General features: G+C 73.4%; 19 protein-coding genes and 1 riboswitch. Of the genes, 5 read left to right on the top strand and 14 right to left on the bottom strand.

The features are described 5' to 3' along the window. Window positions 1–15 precede the first annotated feature (15 nt). The gene (locus tag EXU48_RS06095) at window positions 16–426 is read right to left on the bottom strand and encodes a hypothetical protein (protein ID WP_133106759.1); all 411 of its coding nucleotides are present in this window, start codon (window positions 424–426) and stop codon (window positions 16–18) included. Window positions 427–617: 191 nt separating this feature from the next. Between EXU48_RS06095 and EXU48_RS06100 the strand changes: the two genes are divergently transcribed. Beyond that, on the top strand, window positions 618–1109 hold the full coding sequence (locus tag EXU48_RS06100) for an SRPBCC domain-containing protein (RefSeq protein ID WP_133106760.1): 492 nt from the start codon (window positions 618–620) through the stop codon (window positions 1107–1109). Beyond that, window positions 1106–1441 (top strand): ArsR/SmtB family transcription factor, encoded by a 336-nt coding sequence (locus tag EXU48_RS06105; protein WP_133106761.1) that lies wholly within the window; start codon window positions 1106–1108, stop codon window positions 1439–1441. The genes EXU48_RS06100 and EXU48_RS06105 overlap by 4 nt, the downstream gene beginning before the upstream one ends. An 80-nt stretch (window positions 1442–1521) precedes the next feature. Here the strand turns inward: EXU48_RS06105 and EXU48_RS06110 are convergent, their stop codons facing one another. The 13 genes from EXU48_RS06110 to hemE form a co-directional block, all read right to left on the bottom strand. Continuing rightward, window positions 1522–2346, bottom strand: coding sequence for an aldo/keto reductase (locus tag EXU48_RS06110; protein WP_133106762.1), 825 nt, complete (start codon window positions 2344–2346; stop codon window positions 1522–1524). Window positions 2347–2475: 129 nt separating this feature from the next. Then, the gene (locus tag EXU48_RS06115; RefSeq protein ID WP_133106763.1) at window positions 2476–2868 is read right to left on the bottom strand and encodes a hypothetical protein; all 393 of its coding nucleotides are present in this window, start codon (window positions 2866–2868) and stop codon (window positions 2476–2478) included. Between the two features lie 21 nt (window positions 2869–2889). After that, a complete protein-coding gene (locus EXU48_RS06120; RefSeq protein ID WP_165962699.1) occupies window positions 2890–4086 on the bottom strand; it encodes an LCP family protein in 1197 nt (398 codons plus the stop codon). 278 nt (window positions 4087–4364) lie between these two features. Further along, on the bottom strand, window positions 4365–4727 hold the full coding sequence (locus EXU48_RS06125) for a DMT family transporter (protein WP_133106765.1): 363 nt from the start codon (window positions 4725–4727) through the stop codon (window positions 4365–4367). Between the two features lies 1 nt (window position 4728). Then, window positions 4729–5043, bottom strand: a complete 315-nt coding sequence (locus EXU48_RS06130) for a DMT family transporter (RefSeq protein ID WP_133106766.1) — start codon at window positions 5041–5043, stop codon at window positions 4729–4731. A 9-nt stretch (window positions 5044–5052) separates the two neighbouring features. Next, window positions 5053–5118: riboswitch (guanidine-III (ykkC-III) riboswitch) on the bottom strand. 99 nt (window positions 5119–5217) lie between these two features. Next, window positions 5218–6525, bottom strand: coding sequence for a glutamate-1-semialdehyde 2,1-aminomutase (locus EXU48_RS06135; protein ID WP_133106767.1), 1308 nt, complete (start codon window positions 6523–6525; stop codon window positions 5218–5220). Continuing rightward, the gene (gene hemB / locus EXU48_RS06140; RefSeq protein WP_268958152.1) at window positions 6522–7502 is read right to left on the bottom strand and encodes a porphobilinogen synthase; all 981 of its coding nucleotides are present in this window, start codon (window positions 7500–7502) and stop codon (window positions 6522–6524) included. The genes EXU48_RS06135 and hemB overlap by 4 nt, the downstream gene beginning before the upstream one ends. Continuing rightward, complete coding sequence (locus EXU48_RS06145) at window positions 7499–8254, bottom strand: uroporphyrinogen-III synthase (protein ID WP_133106768.1); 756 nt, start codon at window positions 8252–8254, stop codon at window positions 7499–7501. The genes hemB and EXU48_RS06145 overlap by 4 nt, the downstream gene beginning before the upstream one ends. Before the next feature lie 5 nt (window positions 8255–8259). Then, complete coding sequence (hemC, locus tag EXU48_RS06150) at window positions 8260–9198, bottom strand: hydroxymethylbilane synthase (RefSeq protein ID WP_133106769.1); 939 nt, start codon at window positions 9196–9198, stop codon at window positions 8260–8262. Further along, a complete protein-coding gene (locus tag EXU48_RS06155; RefSeq protein WP_133107106.1) occupies window positions 9195–10352 on the bottom strand; it encodes a ferrochelatase in 1158 nt (385 codons plus the stop codon). The genes hemC and EXU48_RS06155 overlap by 4 nt, the downstream gene beginning before the upstream one ends. Window positions 10353–10408: 56 nt before the next feature. Further along, a complete protein-coding gene (hemQ, locus tag EXU48_RS06160; RefSeq protein WP_133106770.1) occupies window positions 10409–11122 on the bottom strand; it encodes a hydrogen peroxide-dependent heme synthase in 714 nt (237 codons plus the stop codon). Window positions 11123–11167: 45 nt separating this feature from the next. Next, the gene (locus EXU48_RS06165; RefSeq protein ID WP_133106771.1) at window positions 11168–12685 is read right to left on the bottom strand and encodes a protoporphyrinogen/coproporphyrinogen oxidase; all 1518 of its coding nucleotides are present in this window, start codon (window positions 12683–12685) and stop codon (window positions 11168–11170) included. Then, window positions 12682–13788 (bottom strand): uroporphyrinogen decarboxylase, encoded by a 1107-nt coding sequence (hemE, locus tag EXU48_RS06170; RefSeq protein WP_133106772.1) that lies wholly within the window; start codon window positions 13786–13788, stop codon window positions 12682–12684. Before hemE ends, EXU48_RS06165 begins: the two co-directional genes overlap by 4 nt. A 125-nt stretch (window positions 13789–13913) precedes the next feature. Here hemE and EXU48_RS06175 point away from each other — a divergent pair, with 125 nt between their 5' ends. The 3 genes from EXU48_RS06175 to EXU48_RS06185 all read left to right on the top strand — a co-directional run bounded on the left by EXU48_RS06175 (window position 13914) and on the right by EXU48_RS06185 (window position 17247). Beyond that, a complete protein-coding gene (locus tag EXU48_RS06175) occupies window positions 13914–14606 on the top strand; it encodes an alpha/beta fold hydrolase (protein ID WP_133106773.1) in 693 nt (230 codons plus the stop codon). 57 nt (window positions 14607–14663) lie between these two features. Continuing rightward, window positions 14664–15926 carry a glutamyl-tRNA reductase gene (locus EXU48_RS06180; RefSeq protein ID WP_235856871.1) on the top strand — a complete coding sequence of 421 codons (1263 nt, stop codon included), beginning with the start codon at window positions 14664–14666 and terminating at the stop codon, window positions 15924–15926. A 160-nt stretch (window positions 15927–16086) separates the two neighbouring features. Beyond that, a complete protein-coding gene (locus EXU48_RS06185) occupies window positions 16087–17247 on the top strand; it encodes a DUF2252 family protein (protein WP_133106775.1) in 1161 nt (386 codons plus the stop codon). Window positions 17248–17250 lie beyond the last annotated feature (3 nt).

A 17250-nucleotide genomic window follows, 5' to 3' on the forward strand; every position in this document is an offset into this window, starting at 1 on the left:
AGGGCACTCCCGAGCTCAGTTGTCGCTGGGCAGGAACAGGGCGACGACCGCGGCCAGCGCGGCCGGGAGGAAGAAGACGCCGATCCCGAGCAGCGTGAAGATGGCGAACGCGAACAGCAGCACGGCCGTGAGCACCGCGGTGATCCGACCTCGGAGCAGTAGGGGCAGCCCGGCCAAGAGCACCGGGATCGCGAGTGCGACGAGCACGCCCGGGCCGCTCAGGGCGATCAGACTGATCCGCTCGATGTCCGCCGGGGAGTCAGCGGTGCCCTGGTCCGGGACCAGGAAGATCGGCACGAGGACCAGGGCCACGAACGCGGCCACGGCAAGCCCTAACGCGACCTTGTGCGCGAACCGACGGGTCAACGGCGGTCGGCGATGGCGACCGTCGTCGCGCTTGCCGGTACCGGCCGGAATCGTAGGCATGGTTCGACTTTAGCGATCTCCCGGACCCATCTACTGCAATCAAACGGTTGCGTTCGCGCACGTCACGACGTAGGCTTAGGTGCAACCGAATCATTGCGATAGATACTCGGATTGGTGCGATCCACGTGATCGAGGCCCAGCCGGACAGATGTCGCTCCACGATTCGACCCATCGAAACCTGAAGGAGCCCCATGCGCACCGACCGCGCAGTCGCCGATCTCGACGCCGGCACCATCACCCGCACGATCCGGATCGAAGCGCCGATCGCGACCGTCTGGACCGCGCTCACCTCGCCCGAGCACATCGCCACCTGGTGGGGCCACCCGTCGGAGTTCCCGGACGGCTGGCGGGTCGGCTCGCTCGGCCACTTCCTCTGGGAGAACCACCGGTTCGAGGTCCGCATCGACGAGCTCGACCCACCCGCCACGTTCGCGCTCACCTGGGGTGACCTGGACACCACGCTCGAGGGATCGGCGGCGGCGACATCGGTCCGGTTCACGCTCGCTGGGGACGCCGGCTCCACCACCGTCACCGTCCTCGAGACCGGCTTCGACCGGCTCGACGTCGCCGCGCGGCGCGCGGCGATGGAGGAGAACACCGGCGGTTGGAACACCGTGCTGGACGCGTTGCGCGACTTCAGCACGGGGCGGGTCACTCCTGCGGACCTGCGGTCCGAGGGATGACTCCGCCCACCGAGCTCGACCCGGTGCCGCTGTGTGCCGCATTGGCTGACGCGACCCGGTGGGAGATCCTGGCCGTGCTGGGCGACCGGGATGCCTCCGCGAGCGAGCTCGCCGAGGAACTCCCGGTGTCACGGCAGGCGATCGCCAAGCACCTGCAGCAGCTCGCGGCGGTCGGGCTCGTGGAGCCGATCCGGGCGGGCCGGGCCATCCGCTACCGCGCGCTCGGGGCCCGACTCGGCCAGCTCGCCAGCCGTTTGGAGACCATCGGCCGTGGCTGGGATGCCCGCCTGTCCCGGCTCAAGGACGTCGCGGAGGCGCTGGACCAAGACTGACCGCGGCCTGGCGTCGGCCCGTCGACCACACGCCCGACGTGGCCCCGGCAACCTCAGGCCCCGGCGACCTTCCGCCGACGTCAGTGCCCGACGACGTCCGAATCGGCCACGTCCGCGTCGCCGGAGTCCAGGGCGTCGATCCCCGCGATCTCCTCGTCGGTCAGCTCGAAGTCGAAGATCGAGATGTTCTCGACGATCCGGCCAGGATCCGCCGACTTCGGGATCGGGAGGGCCCCGGTCTGGGTGTGCCAGCGCAGCACCACCTGGGCCGGGGTGCGCCCGTGCGCCTGCGCGGCCCGGGTGATCGCGGGTTCGGCGAGCAGGTCACCGGCCTTGCCGAGGGGCGTGTAGGCCTCGGTGAGGATGCCGTGCTCGGCATGGAAGGCCAGTTCGGCTCGGCGCGGATTGCGGGGGTCGCGCTTGATCTGGTTCACCTCCGGCACCAGGCCGGCATCGAGGAGGGCCTGCAGGTGCGCCGGCTTGAAGTTGGAGACCCCGACGGCGCGGATCAGCCCCTCCTCCCGCAATGCCACCAGACCCTTCACGGCGTCCACGAAGCCCCCGAACGCGGGCCGGGGCCAGTGGGCCATGAACAGGTCGATGTAGTCGACACCAAGTCGTCCGGTGCTCGCCTCGAACGCGCGCCGGACGCCGTCGTAGGAGTGCCACTGCTCGTTGAACTTCGTGGTCAGGAACACGTCACCGCGGTCGATCCCGGACCGGCGCACGCCCTCCCCCACGCCGGCCTCGTTGCGATAGTTCTCGGCGGTGTCGATCAGGCGGTAGCCGGCCCCGATCGCCGACTCGACGGCGGTGGCGACGTCGCCGTCGTCCATGGGCCAGGTGCCCAGCCCGAGCGCGGGGATCGTGGTGCCGGAGGTCAATGTCAGCGTGGGGGCAGTCATGGGTTCGAGTCTGTCACCCTCACGCGAACCGGAACCAGTGGGACCACATCGTGACCCGTCGCTCCGATCCGGTGCCGGGCGACCTCCGCCGTCAGCCCGGTGCCGCGGCCGGAACGCAGCGGCACCGCGTCAGCGGCGCCGCGCCAGCAGGGCCACGACGGCAGCGATCGCAGCGGGTGCGTAGAACAGTCCGATCGTGGCCCCGCCGAGGACCATCAGGAAGACGAGCAGCGCCGCGCACGCAATGGTCACCCCGGGCAGCCGCCCACTGGGCACCAGCAGTGGCACCGCGGTCAGCAGCACCGGCACCAACATCGGGACCAGCGCACCGGGGCCGTTCACCTCGAGCAGCGTGGCGGTGATGTCCTCGGTCCCGTCGGGAGTGCTTCGGGTGCCGGAGTAGAGCGGCAACACCAGCAACACCACGATCGCCGCGCAGGCCAGGCCGAACGCGACGAACTGCCACACCCGCGCAGGGGTGCGGTACGGGATCCGGACCGTGGCGCCGTCGACCGAACTCATGGTCCCAGCATCCCACCGCGGTCAGCAGGCGACGGTCAGATCCTCGGCGCTGGCGCCCGCGGTGCCCGCCTCGGAGGGCGTCTGCGTAGCACCTTCGTCCGGATCGGGCAGCGGCGCGTCCTCGGCGCTCGGCGCCTGCGTCGGCGTCCCGTCGGCACCGGGTGTCGCGGCCCCCGACGCTCCGTTACCGGTTCCCTCGTCGCCGGCGAGGATCGGCTCGTCGGCAGCCATCGCCGCCCAGATCTCGTCCACCTCGCTGGTCCAGACCAGCCGGTTCGGGTCGGGTGCGTAGGCCCCGTACGGGGTGGTGAGGAACGTGACGTCGTCCGCCGAGAGCGACCGCAGGCTCAGGGCGAGGCCCGCCATTCCGGTCAGTGAGGACAGGTTCTCGCTCATCGTCAGCGATCCGAGGGCGGCGTTGACCATTCCGTACAGCGCCGGGCCGTCGGCGAGGATGTTGCGCGAGAGCACCTCCGCGACCATCGCGGACATGAGCCGCTGCTGGCGCTCGATCCGACCGGGGTCGGAACCGTCGCCCACACCTACCCGAGCCCGGGCGTAGCCGAGCGCCTGCTCGCCGGTGAGGGTCTGCTCGCCGGCGTCCAGGAACAGATGCGCCTTCGGGGCGGAGATCGCCTCGGGGATGCAGATGTCGACGCCGCCGAGCGCATCGACCATCTCGATGAAGCCGCCCATCTCGACGAGCACGAACCCGTCGATGGTCAGTCCGGTCGCCGACTGGGCGAGGTTGATGTCACAGGCGACGGCGGTCTCCGTGTCTCCGCCGACGAGCCACCCGTTCGCGAACGCGGCGTTGTACATCCCGTACCACCCGTGGATGGTCTCGCCGGACGTCGTCGGACAGTCCGGGATCTGCACCATGATGTCGCGCGGGATCGAGACCAGTTCCACCCGGGACCGGTCGGCGGCGATGTGGGCCACGATGTGGGTGTCCGCCAGCACCGAGTCGAACCCGTCGTCGACCGCCCCGTCCGCGCGACTGTCCGAGCCGATGATCAGGATGTTCAGCGCGGTCCCCGCGTTCGGGTCCGCCGGCGGCGCCGGGGTCACCGGTGCCCCCTCGGCGTCGGTCGGCTGATTGATCAGATCGTCGACCCGGATCACATCAACCTCGGCCTGCAACTGTGCATACACGGTGCCGCCGAACGTGGCCGCGAAGGCGAACGCCCCCACCACGGCGACGGCGGCTGTCCGCAACCGGTGCCGGCGGACCCTGCGAGCGTGCCGAGGGCGTCCCTGCCGGACCCGTTGAGCGGGGGGTGCGGAGTTCGGCGCGCGATCGAGCGCGGGGCGGCCCGATCGTCGGATCGCGACCGTCGACCTGGCGTGGCGGGCGTGCGGCATCGCCCTTGATCCTAGGAGTTCCGGGCGTCGCTCCACGCTCTCTGACGGGGGCGTGCCGTGGACGGTTTGTGGAGGAGTGTCGCCGTCCACGTCACGTGGTGCCGCTCGCACGCCCCGTGGGGCGATCGCGCTCAGTCAGATGGCTGGCCGGCGCCGTCGCCCTCGGCCGAGACAGCCCCGGACGGCACGAGCTTGAGGCCGATGACGGCGCCGATGATGCCGAGCAGGAAGACCACCTTCCACACCGAGACCGACTCCGCGCCGGTGGCGATCGCATACGTCACGGTGAGCGCGGCACCCACCCCGGTCCAGACGGCGTACGCAGTCCCGATCGGGATGGATCTCATCGCCCGGCCGAGGCCGAGCATGCTGAGCGTGAGGGCGACGAGGAACACGACCGTCGGCGCCGGTCGGGTGAAGCCGTCGGAGGCTCCGAGCGCGGTCGCCCACACGGCTTCCAGGACGGCGCTGCCGAGCAGGATGAGCCATGGCATCTCAGCTCACCACCTTGAGGCCGACGACGCTCCCGACGAGCAGCACCAGCAGCGCGATCCGGGCGATCGACGCCGGCTCCTTGCCGGCGAGCATCGCCCACACCACGGTCAGCGACGCACCGATGCCGACCCAGACGGCGTAGGCCGTCCCGGTCGGCAGGCTGGTCATCGCGTAGGCGAGGCCGGCCATGCTGGCCACCATCGCGACCACGAACAGGATCGTCGGACGCACCTTCTTGAAGCCGTCGGACGCCGACAGCGCCGAGGCCCAGACCGCCTCGAGCATTCCGGACAGGACAAGAATCAACCAAGCCATGATGGGCCTTCTGAGTCAGTCTTGTCGCTTTGCGGGTACTGCTCCCTCGTCCGCAGACCCTCGTCGGGCCTCATCAGCCAGGGTAGCCGACGGGCCCGACGGCGTCCCTGTGGGTTTACTCACCGCCTCACCCTGGTCGGTGGTCGGCGTGGCCCGCGGCCAGGCCCGTGCGGGTCAGCCCGGCGTCGCCGCGGCGGCAGCCCTGGCGGCCGCCGGCAGGGCGGCGAGGATCTGCTCCACGGACGCGTCGTCGTGGGCGCCCGAGACGAACCAGGCCTCGAACGCCGACGGCGGCAGGTTGACCCCGGCGTCGAGCATCGCGTGGAAGAACGGCGGGTAACGCCACGTCTGCGCCGCCTTCACCTCCTCGTACGTGCGCGGACCGGGGCCGGACCAACCCTGCCCGGCCGCGGTGCCGAACGCGAACGAGAACAGGTTGCCGGCGCGCTGGACGGCGACCGGCACGCCCTCGGCGGCCAGGGCGGCCGGCACGGCGGCCGCGATCGTGTCGGCGACGGCGTCCACCCGGGCATACACCCCGCCGTCGACCAGGCGCAGGGTCGCGGCCCCGGCTGCGACGGCCACCGGGTTCCCGGACAGGGTGCCGGCCTGGTAGACCGGCCCGGCCGGGGCGAGCATGCGCATCACGTCCGCGCGCCCGGCGAGGGCGGCCACCGGCAGGCCACCGCCGATGACCTTGCCGAACGTGAGCAGGTCCGGCGTCCAGCCGCCCTCGAGGCCCCACCACCCGGCCGGCCCGACGCGGAACCCGGTGAGTACCTCGTCGGCGATGAACAGGGCACCCTCGGCGTGGGCGATCTCGGCGACCGCGGCGTTGAAACCAGAGTCCGGCGCCACCACCCCCATATTCGCGGCCGCCGCCTCGGTGATCACGGCGGCGATCCGGCCGGGGTGGGCGGCGAAGGCGGCCCGCACGGCGTCGAGGTCGTTGTAGCCGATCACGATGGTCTGCTCGGCGAACGCGGCCGGTACGCCGGCGGACCCGGGCAGGGACAGGGTGGCGACCCCGGACCCGGACTCGGCGAGCAGCCCGTCGGAATGGCCGTGGTAGTGCCCGGCGAACTTGACGATCAGATCCCGGCCGGTGTAGCCACGCGCCACCCGCAGTGCGGTCATCGTGGCCTCGGTGCCGGTGGACACGAGCCGGACGAGTTCGGCCACCGGCACCCGCTCCCGGATGAGTTCGGCCAGCTCCACCTCGCCCGGGGTGGGTGCCCCGAACGAGAGTCCGCGGGCGGCCGCCTCCTGCACGGCGGCGACGACCTCCGGGTGGGCGTGCCCGAGCAGCGCCGGCCCCCACGAGCCGACCAGGTCCACGTACTCACGACCGCCGGAGTCGGTGACCCGCGGCCCGCTCGCGGAGACCAGGAACAGCGGGTCCCCGCCGACGCCGTTGAAGGCCCGCACGGGTGAGTTCACGCCGCCGGGGATGACGGCGGCGGCACGTTCGACCAGGTTCATCGGGGGTCCGTTCCTCGGGTGAGTTGCTCGGCCAGTTCCACGGCCCAGTAGGTCAGCACGGCATCGGCACCGGCCCGCTTGATGGACAGCACCGTCTCGGCGATCGTGCGGTCCCGGTCCAGCCAGCCGTTCGCGGCGGCGGCCTCGACCATCGCGTACTCGCCGGACACCTGGTAGGCCCAGACCGGAACCGGGGAGGTGGCGGCGACGTCGGCGAGCACGTCCAGGTAGCTGAGCGCGGGCTTGACCATGACCACGTCGGCGCCCTCGGCGACGTCCAGGCCGGCCTCGCGAACGCCCTCACGGCGGTTCGCCGGGTCGAGCTGGTAGCTGCGCCGGTCCCCGGTGAGCTGGGAGTCGACCGCCTCACGGAACGGCCCGTAGAACGCTGAGGCGTACTTGCCGGCGTAGGCGAGGATCGCAACGTCGGTGTGCCCCTGCGCGTCCAGGGCGTCCCGGACGGCGGCGACCTGCCCGTCCATCATGCCGCTCAGGCCGAGCAGCGCGGACCCGGCGCGGGCCTGGGCCAGGGCCATGTCGGCGTACCGGAGCAGGGTGGCGTCATTGTCGACCCGGCCGCCGGCGTCCAGGACGCCGCAGTGGCCGTGGTCGGTGAACTCGTCAAGGCACAGGTCCGTCTGGACGACGACGGCATCCCCCACCTCCGCGGCGACGGCGGCGGTGGCCACGTTCAGGATTCCGTTCGGGTCGGTCGCGCCGGTTCCGGTCGCGTCCCGGACCTCGGGCACGCCGAAGAGCATCAGCCCGCCGACCCCGGCCTGCGCCGCCTCGGTCGCAGCCCGGCGCAGCGAGTCCAGGGAGTGCTGGAGCACGCCCGGCATCGAGGCGATCGGCCGGGACTCGGCGGCCTCGATGACGAACATCGGCAGCACCAGGTCACTCGGGTGCAGGCGCGTCTGCGCGACCAGGCGGCGCATCGCCGGGGTGCTGCGCAGGCGGCGGGGTCGGATCCTCAACTGACGTCCTCCAGTGCCCCGATCAGGGCGTCGACGGTGCGTTCGGGTGCGACCACGTCCGCGCGGAGCCCGACGGCCGCCGCGTCCCGCGCGGTCACCGGGCCGAGGCAGGCGATGGTCGTGGTCGTGGGCATCGCGAACCGGGCCAGGGACCGGGCCACGGATCCGCTGGTGACGAGCACGGCGTCCGCGCGGCCGGCGGCGAGGCCCGCAATGTCGTCCTCGGGCACCGCCAGTTCCTGCACGCGGTAGCCGATCACGGTGTCCACCCGGTGGCCCCGTGCGCTCAGCCCGTCCGCGAGTGTGTCCCGGGCGAGGTCGGAGTGCAGCACCAGCACCCGGGACGGCGAGCCGGTCCCCGCCGGTCCGCTCGTGGCGGCCTCGATGCCGGCGAGTCCCCAGGCCCGCAGCAGTCCCTCGGCGCTGAAGTCCGCCTCCGGCACCAGGTCGACGGCGAAGCCCGCGCCCTCGAGTGCCGCGGCCGTGGCGGGGCCGACCGCGGCCACCCTGGCGCGCACCTCGGCGGCGGACTCGAGCACGCCGACGGTGGCGGCGGAGGTCACCACGAGCCAGTCGTAGTCGCCGGCGGTGAGCCGGCCCACGGCGTCGCGGACCTGCGGGGTGTGCAGCGGCCGGGCGGCCACGAGCGGCACCACCCAGCCGGTGGCGCCCCGCTCGGCGAGCAGATCGCAGACCCGGGCGCCCCAGCTACCGCCCCGAGGGACGAGCACGGTGCGTCCGGCGAGCGTCATGACCCTCAGCCCGCGATCCAGGCGCCGGCACCCGCGGCCAGCAGATCCGCGGCGACGGCGCGGCCGAGCGCCGCGGCCTCGTCCGGACGGCCGGTCGCGGCGGCGGTACGGGACTCACCCCCACCGGGGCGGTAGGCCGTCCCGGAAACGGTCAGGACGCCGTCGCTCGCGGTGGCCGTGGCCCCGACGGGTGCGGCACAGCCGGCCTCGAGGGCGGCGAGCAGGGCCCGCTCGGCGGTGACCGCGGCCCAGGCGTCGGAGTCGTGGATGCCGGCGAGCGCCGCGGCCAGGGCGGTGCCGGTGGCGTCGGTCTCCCGGATCTCGACGGCGAGCGCACCCTGGCCGGGCGCGCCCGGCCAGGTGTCGAGGTCGAGTTCGGCGGTGATCGCATCGGCGCGCCCGATCCGGCGCAGCCCGGCGGCGGCGAGGATCACGGCGTCGAGTTCACCGTCGGCGACGAAGCCGAGCCGGGTGTCGACGTTCCCGCGGATGTCCACGACCTCCAGGTCCGGCCTGGCGGTGTGCAACTGCGCGGCCCGCCGCGGGGACCCGGTGCCCACCCGAGCCCCGGGCGGCAACGTGGCCAGGGTGAGCCCGTCGCGGGCGCAGAGGGCGTCGCGGGCGTCCTCGCGGACCGGGGTCGCGGCCACGACCAGCCCCGGGTGCGGGGTCGTCGGCAGGTCCTTGAGGGAGTGCACCACGGCATCGCACTCCCCCGCCAGCAGCGCGGTCCGCAAGGCGGCGGCGAACACGCCGGTGCCGCCGAGGGAGGCCAGTGAGGCCCGGTTGCGATCGCCCTCGCTGGTCATCGGCACCAGTTCGGTGGCCAGTCCGGCGACGGTCAGGGCGGCGGCCACGGTCTGCGTCTGGGTCCGGGCGAGCCGGGACGCGCGGGTGCCGATGCGGGCCACTGTCCCGACGTGCCGCCCGGCCGTGTCGGTCACGGCGCCAGCCCGGCCACCGCCGGCCGGAAGCCCCGCCGGGCGTTCTCGCAGCACCCGGGACGGCACACGTCGTACCAGGGACCGAGGGAGGTCAGCGCGGGCCGGTCCGCGACCGAGGTGCCCCGGAGCCGTTCGACGACGAGGTCCACCAGGCCGCTGACGAACCTGGGGTGGATGCCCGGGGTCGGCACCCGGACGGCGTCGATCCCGTGTTCGCCGGCGGTCTCGAGGGCCTCGGTGTCCAGGTCCCAGGCGACCTCCATGTGGTCGGAGAGGAACCCGAGCGGCACGATCACCACACCGTCGACGCCCTTGGCCGGGAGTTCGGCGATGGCGTCGTTGACGTCCGGCTCGAGCCAGGGCTGGCTGGGCGGGCCGGAGCGGGACTGGTAGACGAGCTGCCAGGGAGTCTCCGGTTCGCCGATCGCCTCCATGACCACCTCGGCGACCGCACGGTGCTGCGCGGCGTACGCGCCGCCGTCGCCCAGGCCGAGTTCGGCGGGGCCGGAGCGCTGCGCGTCGCCCATCGGGATCGAGTGGGTCGCGAACAGCACCTCGATGGTGCTCGCGCCGTGCTCGCGCAGCGTGGCCAGGCCGGCCGCGACACCGTCGACGAACGGGGCCACGAAGCCCGGGTGGTCGAAGTACTGGCGCACCTTGTCGATCTCGAGGACGTCGCCGAGGCCGGTGTCCTCGAGCGCGTCGGCGAGGTCCTCGCGGTACTGCCGACAGCTGGAGTAGGAGGAGTACGCGCTGGTCGGGATGGCGAGCAGGCGGCGGTGCCCCGCGGCGTCCGCCTCCCGGAGCGCGTCATTGAGGTAGGGGTCCCAGTTCCGGTTGCCCCAGTGGACCGGCAGGTCGAGGCCGCGTCCGGCGAGCTCGGCCTCGAGGGCGGCCTTGAGCTGGCGGTTGTGGCCGTTGATGGGGCTGACGCCCCCGAACGCCCGGTAGTGGTGGGCGACCTCCTCCAGCCGCTCGTCCGGGATGCCGCGCCCGGCGGTGACGTTGCGCAGGAACGGCAGCACGTCGTCCTGCCCCTCCGGTCCGCCGAACCCGGCCAGCAGGATCGCGTCGTAGGCGACCGGTTCGGTGACGTGCTCGGGACCGGTCCGGGCGGCCGGCGTGGCCGCCGCGACGACGGCGCCCGGCGCCATCGGCGCGGAGGTGGCGGGAGCAGGTTTGCGGCCGCGCGGGGCGCGCGCGTCGACGCTCACGCGAGCACCCGCGCGAGTTCGGCGGCGCTGACCCGGCGGCCGGTGTAGAACGGGGTCTCCTCGCGCACATGCAGTCGGGCATCGGTGTAGCGCAGGTCTCGCATCAGGTCCACCAGGTTCGCCAGGTCGTCGTCCTCGAGGGCAAGGATCCACTCGTAGTCGCCGAGCGCGAAGGCGGCCACGGTGTTGGAGAGCACGGACCGGAACTGCGAACCGCGGCGGCCGTGGTCGGCCAGCATCTGGCGGCGTTCGTCCTCGGGCAGCAGGTACCAGCCGTGCGAGCGCACGAACGGGTAGACGGTCAGCCAGCCGGCAGGGTCCTTGCCGCGCAGGAAGGCGGGCACGTGCCTGGCGTTGAACTCCGCCTCCCGGTGCATGCCGAGCGTGTTCCAGGTGGGCAGCAGGGTGTTCAGCAGCGCGGTGCGGCGCAGGTCCCGCAGTCCGGCCTGGAGGTCCTCGGCGCGGTTGCCGTGGATCCAGATCATGGCGTCCGCGTCCGCCTTGATGCTGGAGACGTCGTACAGCCCGCGGGTGGTGACGCCGGCGGCGGCCAGACGCTCGATCGTGGCCTCGACCTCGGCGACGGCGTCCTCGGAGACGTCGGGGTCGCGGTGGGGGTCACGGCGCAGGACGGCCCACAGGGTGTACCCGGAGGGGTTCTCCTCGGCGCCCGCGTGCGGAGGGTTGGAAACGTTGCTGTCGGTGGTCACCCGATCACCATAAACCCGCACCAGAATGCCGATCACGACGGTTCGTCAGAACCCCGAGACCCGCTCCCCCGCGGCCCGTGCGTCCGCGATCACCGACGCCAGACCCGTGCCCGCGATCCAGGTGCCGGCCAGGTCGAGCGAGTCGTCCGTGGCGACCGCTGCGCGCGCCCGGTCGACGTGGTGTGACATCCCCCACGCCCGCACCGGGCGGGGCAGGACCAGGGACACCCGGGCATGGTCGACGAGCGCGCGCGACCCGAGCGTGATCCCGAGCAGCCGGCCGGCATCGGCGAGCGCGAGCGTGGCCCGGGCCTCCGGGTCCTCGCCCGCGATCCCGGCCGCATAGGAGAGCCGGATGATGGCCCGGTCCGGGCCGGCCGCCTGCCCGAGCCAGTCCCACTTGGCGCTCGCGTAGGTGAGCGCCTTCGCGCCGCGACCGGGCACGGCCACGAGCACGCCCGCGCGGGGGTGCTCGGGCAGTGCGGACGCGTCGAGCATGAGGGTGACCAGGTCCACGCCCGACGGCGAGGGCCAGTCCGCCGCCAGCGTCGCCAGGGACCGGGTCGCGCCGCGTGGGGCGCCGCCGGCGCCCGGGCGTGGCGCCCACGGGGCGTGCTCGGGAACCGGGCGCAGGAACGCCCAGGCATGCGGCGCACAGGCGAGCAGCACCCGGTCCGCCCGTAAGGTGGCGGACGCGGTGCGCACGATCCAGCCACCGCCGTCGGGCGTGAGCGCGGCGACCGCGGCGTCCGTCCGCAGGTCGGCGCCCAGCCGGGTCAGGTCGGCGACGAGGGCGGCGACGAGCCGGTGGATGCCGCCGCGCAGGCCCTGCACGGCGCTGCCGGCCGGTGCGGCAGCGCGGATTCCGGCGAGGGCGGCGGCCAGCGACCCGGTCTCGGCGACCCGGTCCAGGACGCCGGGGAGCAGGTCGGTGGCGGCCAGTTCCTCGGGTTCGACCGAGTGCACGCCGCGGACCACCGGGCGCAGCAGCCGGTCCGTGACCGCCTCCCCCATGCGGGCCGTGACCAGGGCGGCCAGGCTGATCGGAACACGTCCCGACGATGCCGCGACGGACGCGCCGACGCCGGGCCGGGCGCCGGTCACCTCGACGGGCAGTTCCAGGTCCCGGCGCGCCCGGGCCAGACCGTCCGCGCCGAGGACCTCGGCCAGGCCGGGCGCGTCGAGTTCGGTCGGGATGCCCAGCACCCCGGTGGCGGGCATCGGCCGGGAGACCCCGTCGTGATGGACCCGAGCGGGCACGCGGGTCGGCGTCACGATCTGGTCCGCGAGGCCGAGGTCACCCAGGAGCGCGGCGACGGTCCCGCCCCGCGTCGCGAAGCTCTCGGCACCCGCGTCCAGGGCCACCCCACCCACCCGGTGCATCCCGACCATGCCTCCGAAGGAGGTGGCAGCCTCGAGGACCGTCACGGACCGACCGGCGCGGGCCGCCTCCCAGGCCGCCACCAGTCCGGCGACGCCGCCGCCGATGACCACGAGCTCGGCCGTCGACGAGATGTCCGACGCTTCCGCGGCAGTTGCTCCGGCGGTCTCGGCGGTGCTCATCGGCCGGAGGCGGCGTGCACCGTCTCCACGATCCGGGTGAGCACGGTCGGGTCGGTCTCGGGTGGCACCCCGTGTCCGAGGTTGAGCACGTGCGCCGGGGCGGAGGTGCCGCGGGCGAGCACGTCCTGGACATGCGCCTCCAGCACCGGCCATGGGGCGGCGAGCAGGGCCGGGTCGACGTTGCCCTGCAGCGGCACCCCGGGCAGGGCCGCGGCGGCCGTGTCCAACGGGGTGCGGTAGTCGACGCCGACCACATCCACACCGACCTCGTGCATGGCCCCGAGCAGGTGCCCGGTGCCGACCCCGAAGTGCACCGTCGGGACCCGGCCGTCGTTCGAGGCCGCACCGGCCACCTGGAGCTCGCGGACCGGCGCGAGCGCGGCCGCCGACTGCGGCGCCACCCGCGCGCGGTAGTCGGCCAGGGACAGGCCGCCGGCCCAGGAGTCGAACAGCTGGGCCGCGGACGCACCGGCCCGGACCTGCGCGAGCAGGAACGCACCGGTGAGCTCGGCGAGCCAGGACATCAGGTCGGCCCACACCTCGGGGGCGCCGTGCATGAGCGTGCGTGCGGCCAGCTGGTCCTTCGACGGGCCACCCTCCACCAGGTAGGCGGCGAGCGTGAACGGCGCCCCGGCGAACCCGATCAACGGGGTGCCGCCGAGTTCGCGGACCAACTGTCCCACTGCGGTGGTGACGGGCTCGAACAGACCGCCGGGGACGCCGTCGGGCGTGAGCGCGCGAAGCGCGGCGACATCCGCAGCGGTCCGGACCGGGTTCGCCAGCACCGGACCCTTGCCGGGCACGATGTCCACGTCCACGCCGATCAGGCGCAACGGGACCACGATGTCGCTGAAGAAGATCGCGGCGTCCACGCCGTGTCGACGAACCGGCTGCAAACTAATCTCGGTGACCAGATCCGGTTCGAGGCACGCCTGAAGCATCCGGGTCCCGGTGCGCAGGGCGCGGTACTCCGGCAGCGAGCGACCGGCCTGCCGCATGAACCACACCGGCGTGACCGGCGGGCGCTCGCCGGAATAGGCGCGGACGAGGGGCGAGGAGGCCGTGGCACCCGTGAGCGGGTGGTCGGCGGGCAGGAGGCTCACGCGTCTGATTCTGACATCACCGGCACGAGTGTCGTGACCACGGCCCGCATGGCTGCGCACGGAGGCCCCTTGCTGCCCGCCGTCGGCACGCTCACACTGGACGTCGAAGCCTTGGAGGCGATCCCATGACCCTGTTCGGGCTCATCCCCGGCGCCGGCTGTGACCCTGCGTACTGGGCCCCCACCCAGAGAGCACTGGACGCGCTCGGGTTCGACTCGGTCGCCGTCGACCTGCCCAGCAGTGACGATGGCGCCGACTTCAACACCTACGCCGACGTGACCGTGGACGCCCTGGCTGGGCATGCCGACGTGGTCCTGGTGGCGCACTCGTTCGGCGCCTTCACCGCTCCACTGGTGTGCGCCCGGCGCCCCGTCGACCTGCTCGTGCTGCTCTCTGCGATGGTGCCGCAACCGGGCGAGTCACCTGCGGACTGGTGGGCCGCGACCGGCCAGGAACAGGCCCAGGCAGACGCGGCCGCGGCGGCCGGTCGGCCGGGCGAGGAGTCCATGGCCGACGTCTTCTACCACGACCTCACCCCGGCCCAGTCGGAGCAGGCTCAGTTGTGGGATCGGCCACAGTCAGCAACCCCGTTCGAACAGACGTGGCCGATGACGCACTGGCCGGAGGTCGCCACCCACGTGCTCGGGTTCGCCGAGGACCGCCTCTTCCCGCTGCCCTTCCAACGGCGCGTGGCCGCGCAGCGACTCGGTCTCCGGGTCACCGCCGTGCCGGGCGGGCACATGGGCATGGTGTCCCGACCGGGTCCACTCGCCGCGGCGCTGCGCTCCTGTGTCGGGTCCATCTCCACCACGATCTGACAACCTGTTCGCACGTTGGAAACGCGACGGTCGTAGCATGGCCGCGTGCTGGTGTGCGTGAGTGCGAGTCATCGAACCGCGAGCTTCGCGGTCCTCGAACGACTCACGGCCGCCCATCCGGACCCGGCCGCACACCTCGCTGACGACGGGGTGCAGGGCGCCGTGCTGGTCACCACCTGCAACCGGGTCGAGGCCTATCTGGACGTCGCGGCCCAGACCGAGGCGCAGATCGACGCGGCGGTGAGCACCGCCATCGAGCGCCTCGCCACCGCGGCCGGAATCGATCCCGGCGAACTGCGCGCCCGGTCCCGGACGATGAGCTCCAGCCGGGTCGCCGCGCACCTGTTCGCGGTCGCCAGCGGCCTCGACTCCGTGGTGGTCGGCGAGGACGAGATCGCCGGTCAGGTACGCCGTGCCCTGGCCGATGCCCGCGCGGCCGGCGCCACCACGACCGCCCTGGAGCGCCTGTTCCAGATGGCCTCGACCACCTCGCGCGGGGTGAAGAACACGACCGGGATCAACGCGGCGGGACGGTCCATGGTCCGCCTGGCCCTTGACCTCACCGAGAGCCGGATCCCGCAGTGGGCCGGCGCCCGGGTGCTGATCATCGGCACCGGCGCCTACGCACGCACCACGCTCGCCGCGCTGCGCGAGCGCGGGGTGAGCACCGTGGACGTGGCCTCCCCGTCCGGGCGTGAGCAGCAGTTCGCGAGCCGGGAGGGGGTGCGACCGGTCGGTGCGGGCGAGGTGCCGGCCGCGCTCGGCCGGGCGGACCTCATCATCACCTCCACGAACCAGGTCGCCCTGGACGCCGGGCGGCTCGCACCCGCCCGCCGCGGTGAGCGGCCCCTGCTGATCATCGACCTCGGGCTGCCCGGCAACGTCACCAAGGACGTCACCGGGTTGCCCGGCGTGGATCTGCTCGACCTGGAGACGATCAGCCTGCACGCCCCGGTCGCGGAACTGAACGCGAGCGCCCAGGCCCACGACCTGGTGGCTGCCGCGACCCGGGAGTACGAGACCCGCACCGCCGCCGAGACCGCGGCTCCCGCGATCGTGGCCTACCGCGGTCGCATCGAGGAACTCCTCGAGGCCGAACTGGCTCGAGCCCGCGCCCGCGGTGAGCACACCGAGGAGGTGGAGCGCGCGCTGCGGCACTTCGCCGGCGTGTTGGTGCACTCCCCCACGGCCCGGGTCCGCGACCTCGCCACGCAGGGCCGGTTGCCGGAGGCAACGGATGCGCTCGCCGCCCTGTACGGCCTGCACGTGCCGCCCCATGACGAGAAGACGCTCGGGATGACCTACCGCCGCATCGGTTGAGGCGACCGGGGGCCCTGACTCCCGCGGGCGAGCCGGCGCAGGGTGAATGATGGGCTCGTGACCGGCCACGACTGGACCCTGCGGCACCCGACCCGCAACGCCGCCCACCGCGGGGCGGCAGGCACGCAAGTCCGCGCCACGTCGCTCGCTCGGCACCTTCATGACGCCGTACCGGGACCCGGTCGCGCACCTCACCGAGCAGAACGCCGACCGGGTGCCCGACCTCGTGCCGCTCCGGATGGCGCGGATGCTGCAGGACCCGTTCGCGTTCTACCGCGGGAGCGCGGGCCTGATGGCCCTCGACCTGGCCGACGCCGCACCATGGGACTGGGACCTCAAACGCCTGGTGACGAGCGCCGTCGTCAGGGGACGCCACGCCGGGTACGACGGCGCCGACATCGAGCGGACCGCCCGCGAGGCCCTGCGCACGTACGCGACGGCCCTCGCCGATATCACTGCCCTCTCGCCGACGGCGCGCTACTTCATGCACACCGGGACCGCCAAGGCCGGGCGATGGCTCGACAAGGCCACCCGCACGGCCCTGCAGGACGCGGTCACGCGGGCGCGCAAGCGCACCGGCGGCCGCGCGGTCCGGCGGACCACCGAGCGCGGCCCCGACGGCCGGCTCCGGTTCATCGAGAACCCGCCGACGATGGCGCACCTGGGTGCGGACGCCGCCGAGGCCATGACGGACATCGTCGACCGCGTGCTCTCGAGCATGAACGTCGACGTGGCCCTCGTCGTGAGCCAGTACCGGCCCCTGGACCTCGTGCGTCGGGTGGTCGGCGTCGGCAGCGTGGGCACCCGGTCCTTCCTGCAGTTGATGGGCGGCGCCGACGACGACGTCCTGCTCCTGCAGGTGAAGGAGGCGACCGAGTCGGTCCTGGTCCGGTACGGGCGGGCCGAGCAGCCGCAACGGATCGTCCGCGGGATCGCCGGGCGGGGCAACGGGCTGCGGGTCGTGGCGCTGCAGCGCGTGCTCCAGGGGGTCTCCGACCCCTACCTCGGGCACGTGCAGGTGGGCGGCCGGGACTATTACCTGCGTCAGTTCCACGACATGAAGGGGTCGGTCGACCTCGGCGACCTGGACGCGGACACGTTCCGGCAGTACGTCGCCGCCTGCGCGGCCATCCTGGCGCGCGCACACGCGCAGAGCCCCACCGCGAGCGGGGTGGTCGGCTACATCGGCAGCGGCGGCGCGCTGACCGACGCGATCACGGCCTGGGCGCACGCCTACGCCGATCAGTCCCGGCGCGACTACGACACCGTGCGCGCCGCTGCGGCGGCCGGGCGGGTCCCGCTGGCCGACGGGGTGAACTGATCG

Source organism: Occultella glacieicola, assembly GCF_004353825.1.
Classification (GTDB): domain Bacteria; phylum Actinomycetota; class Actinomycetes; order Actinomycetales; family Beutenbergiaceae; genus Occultella; species Occultella glacieicola.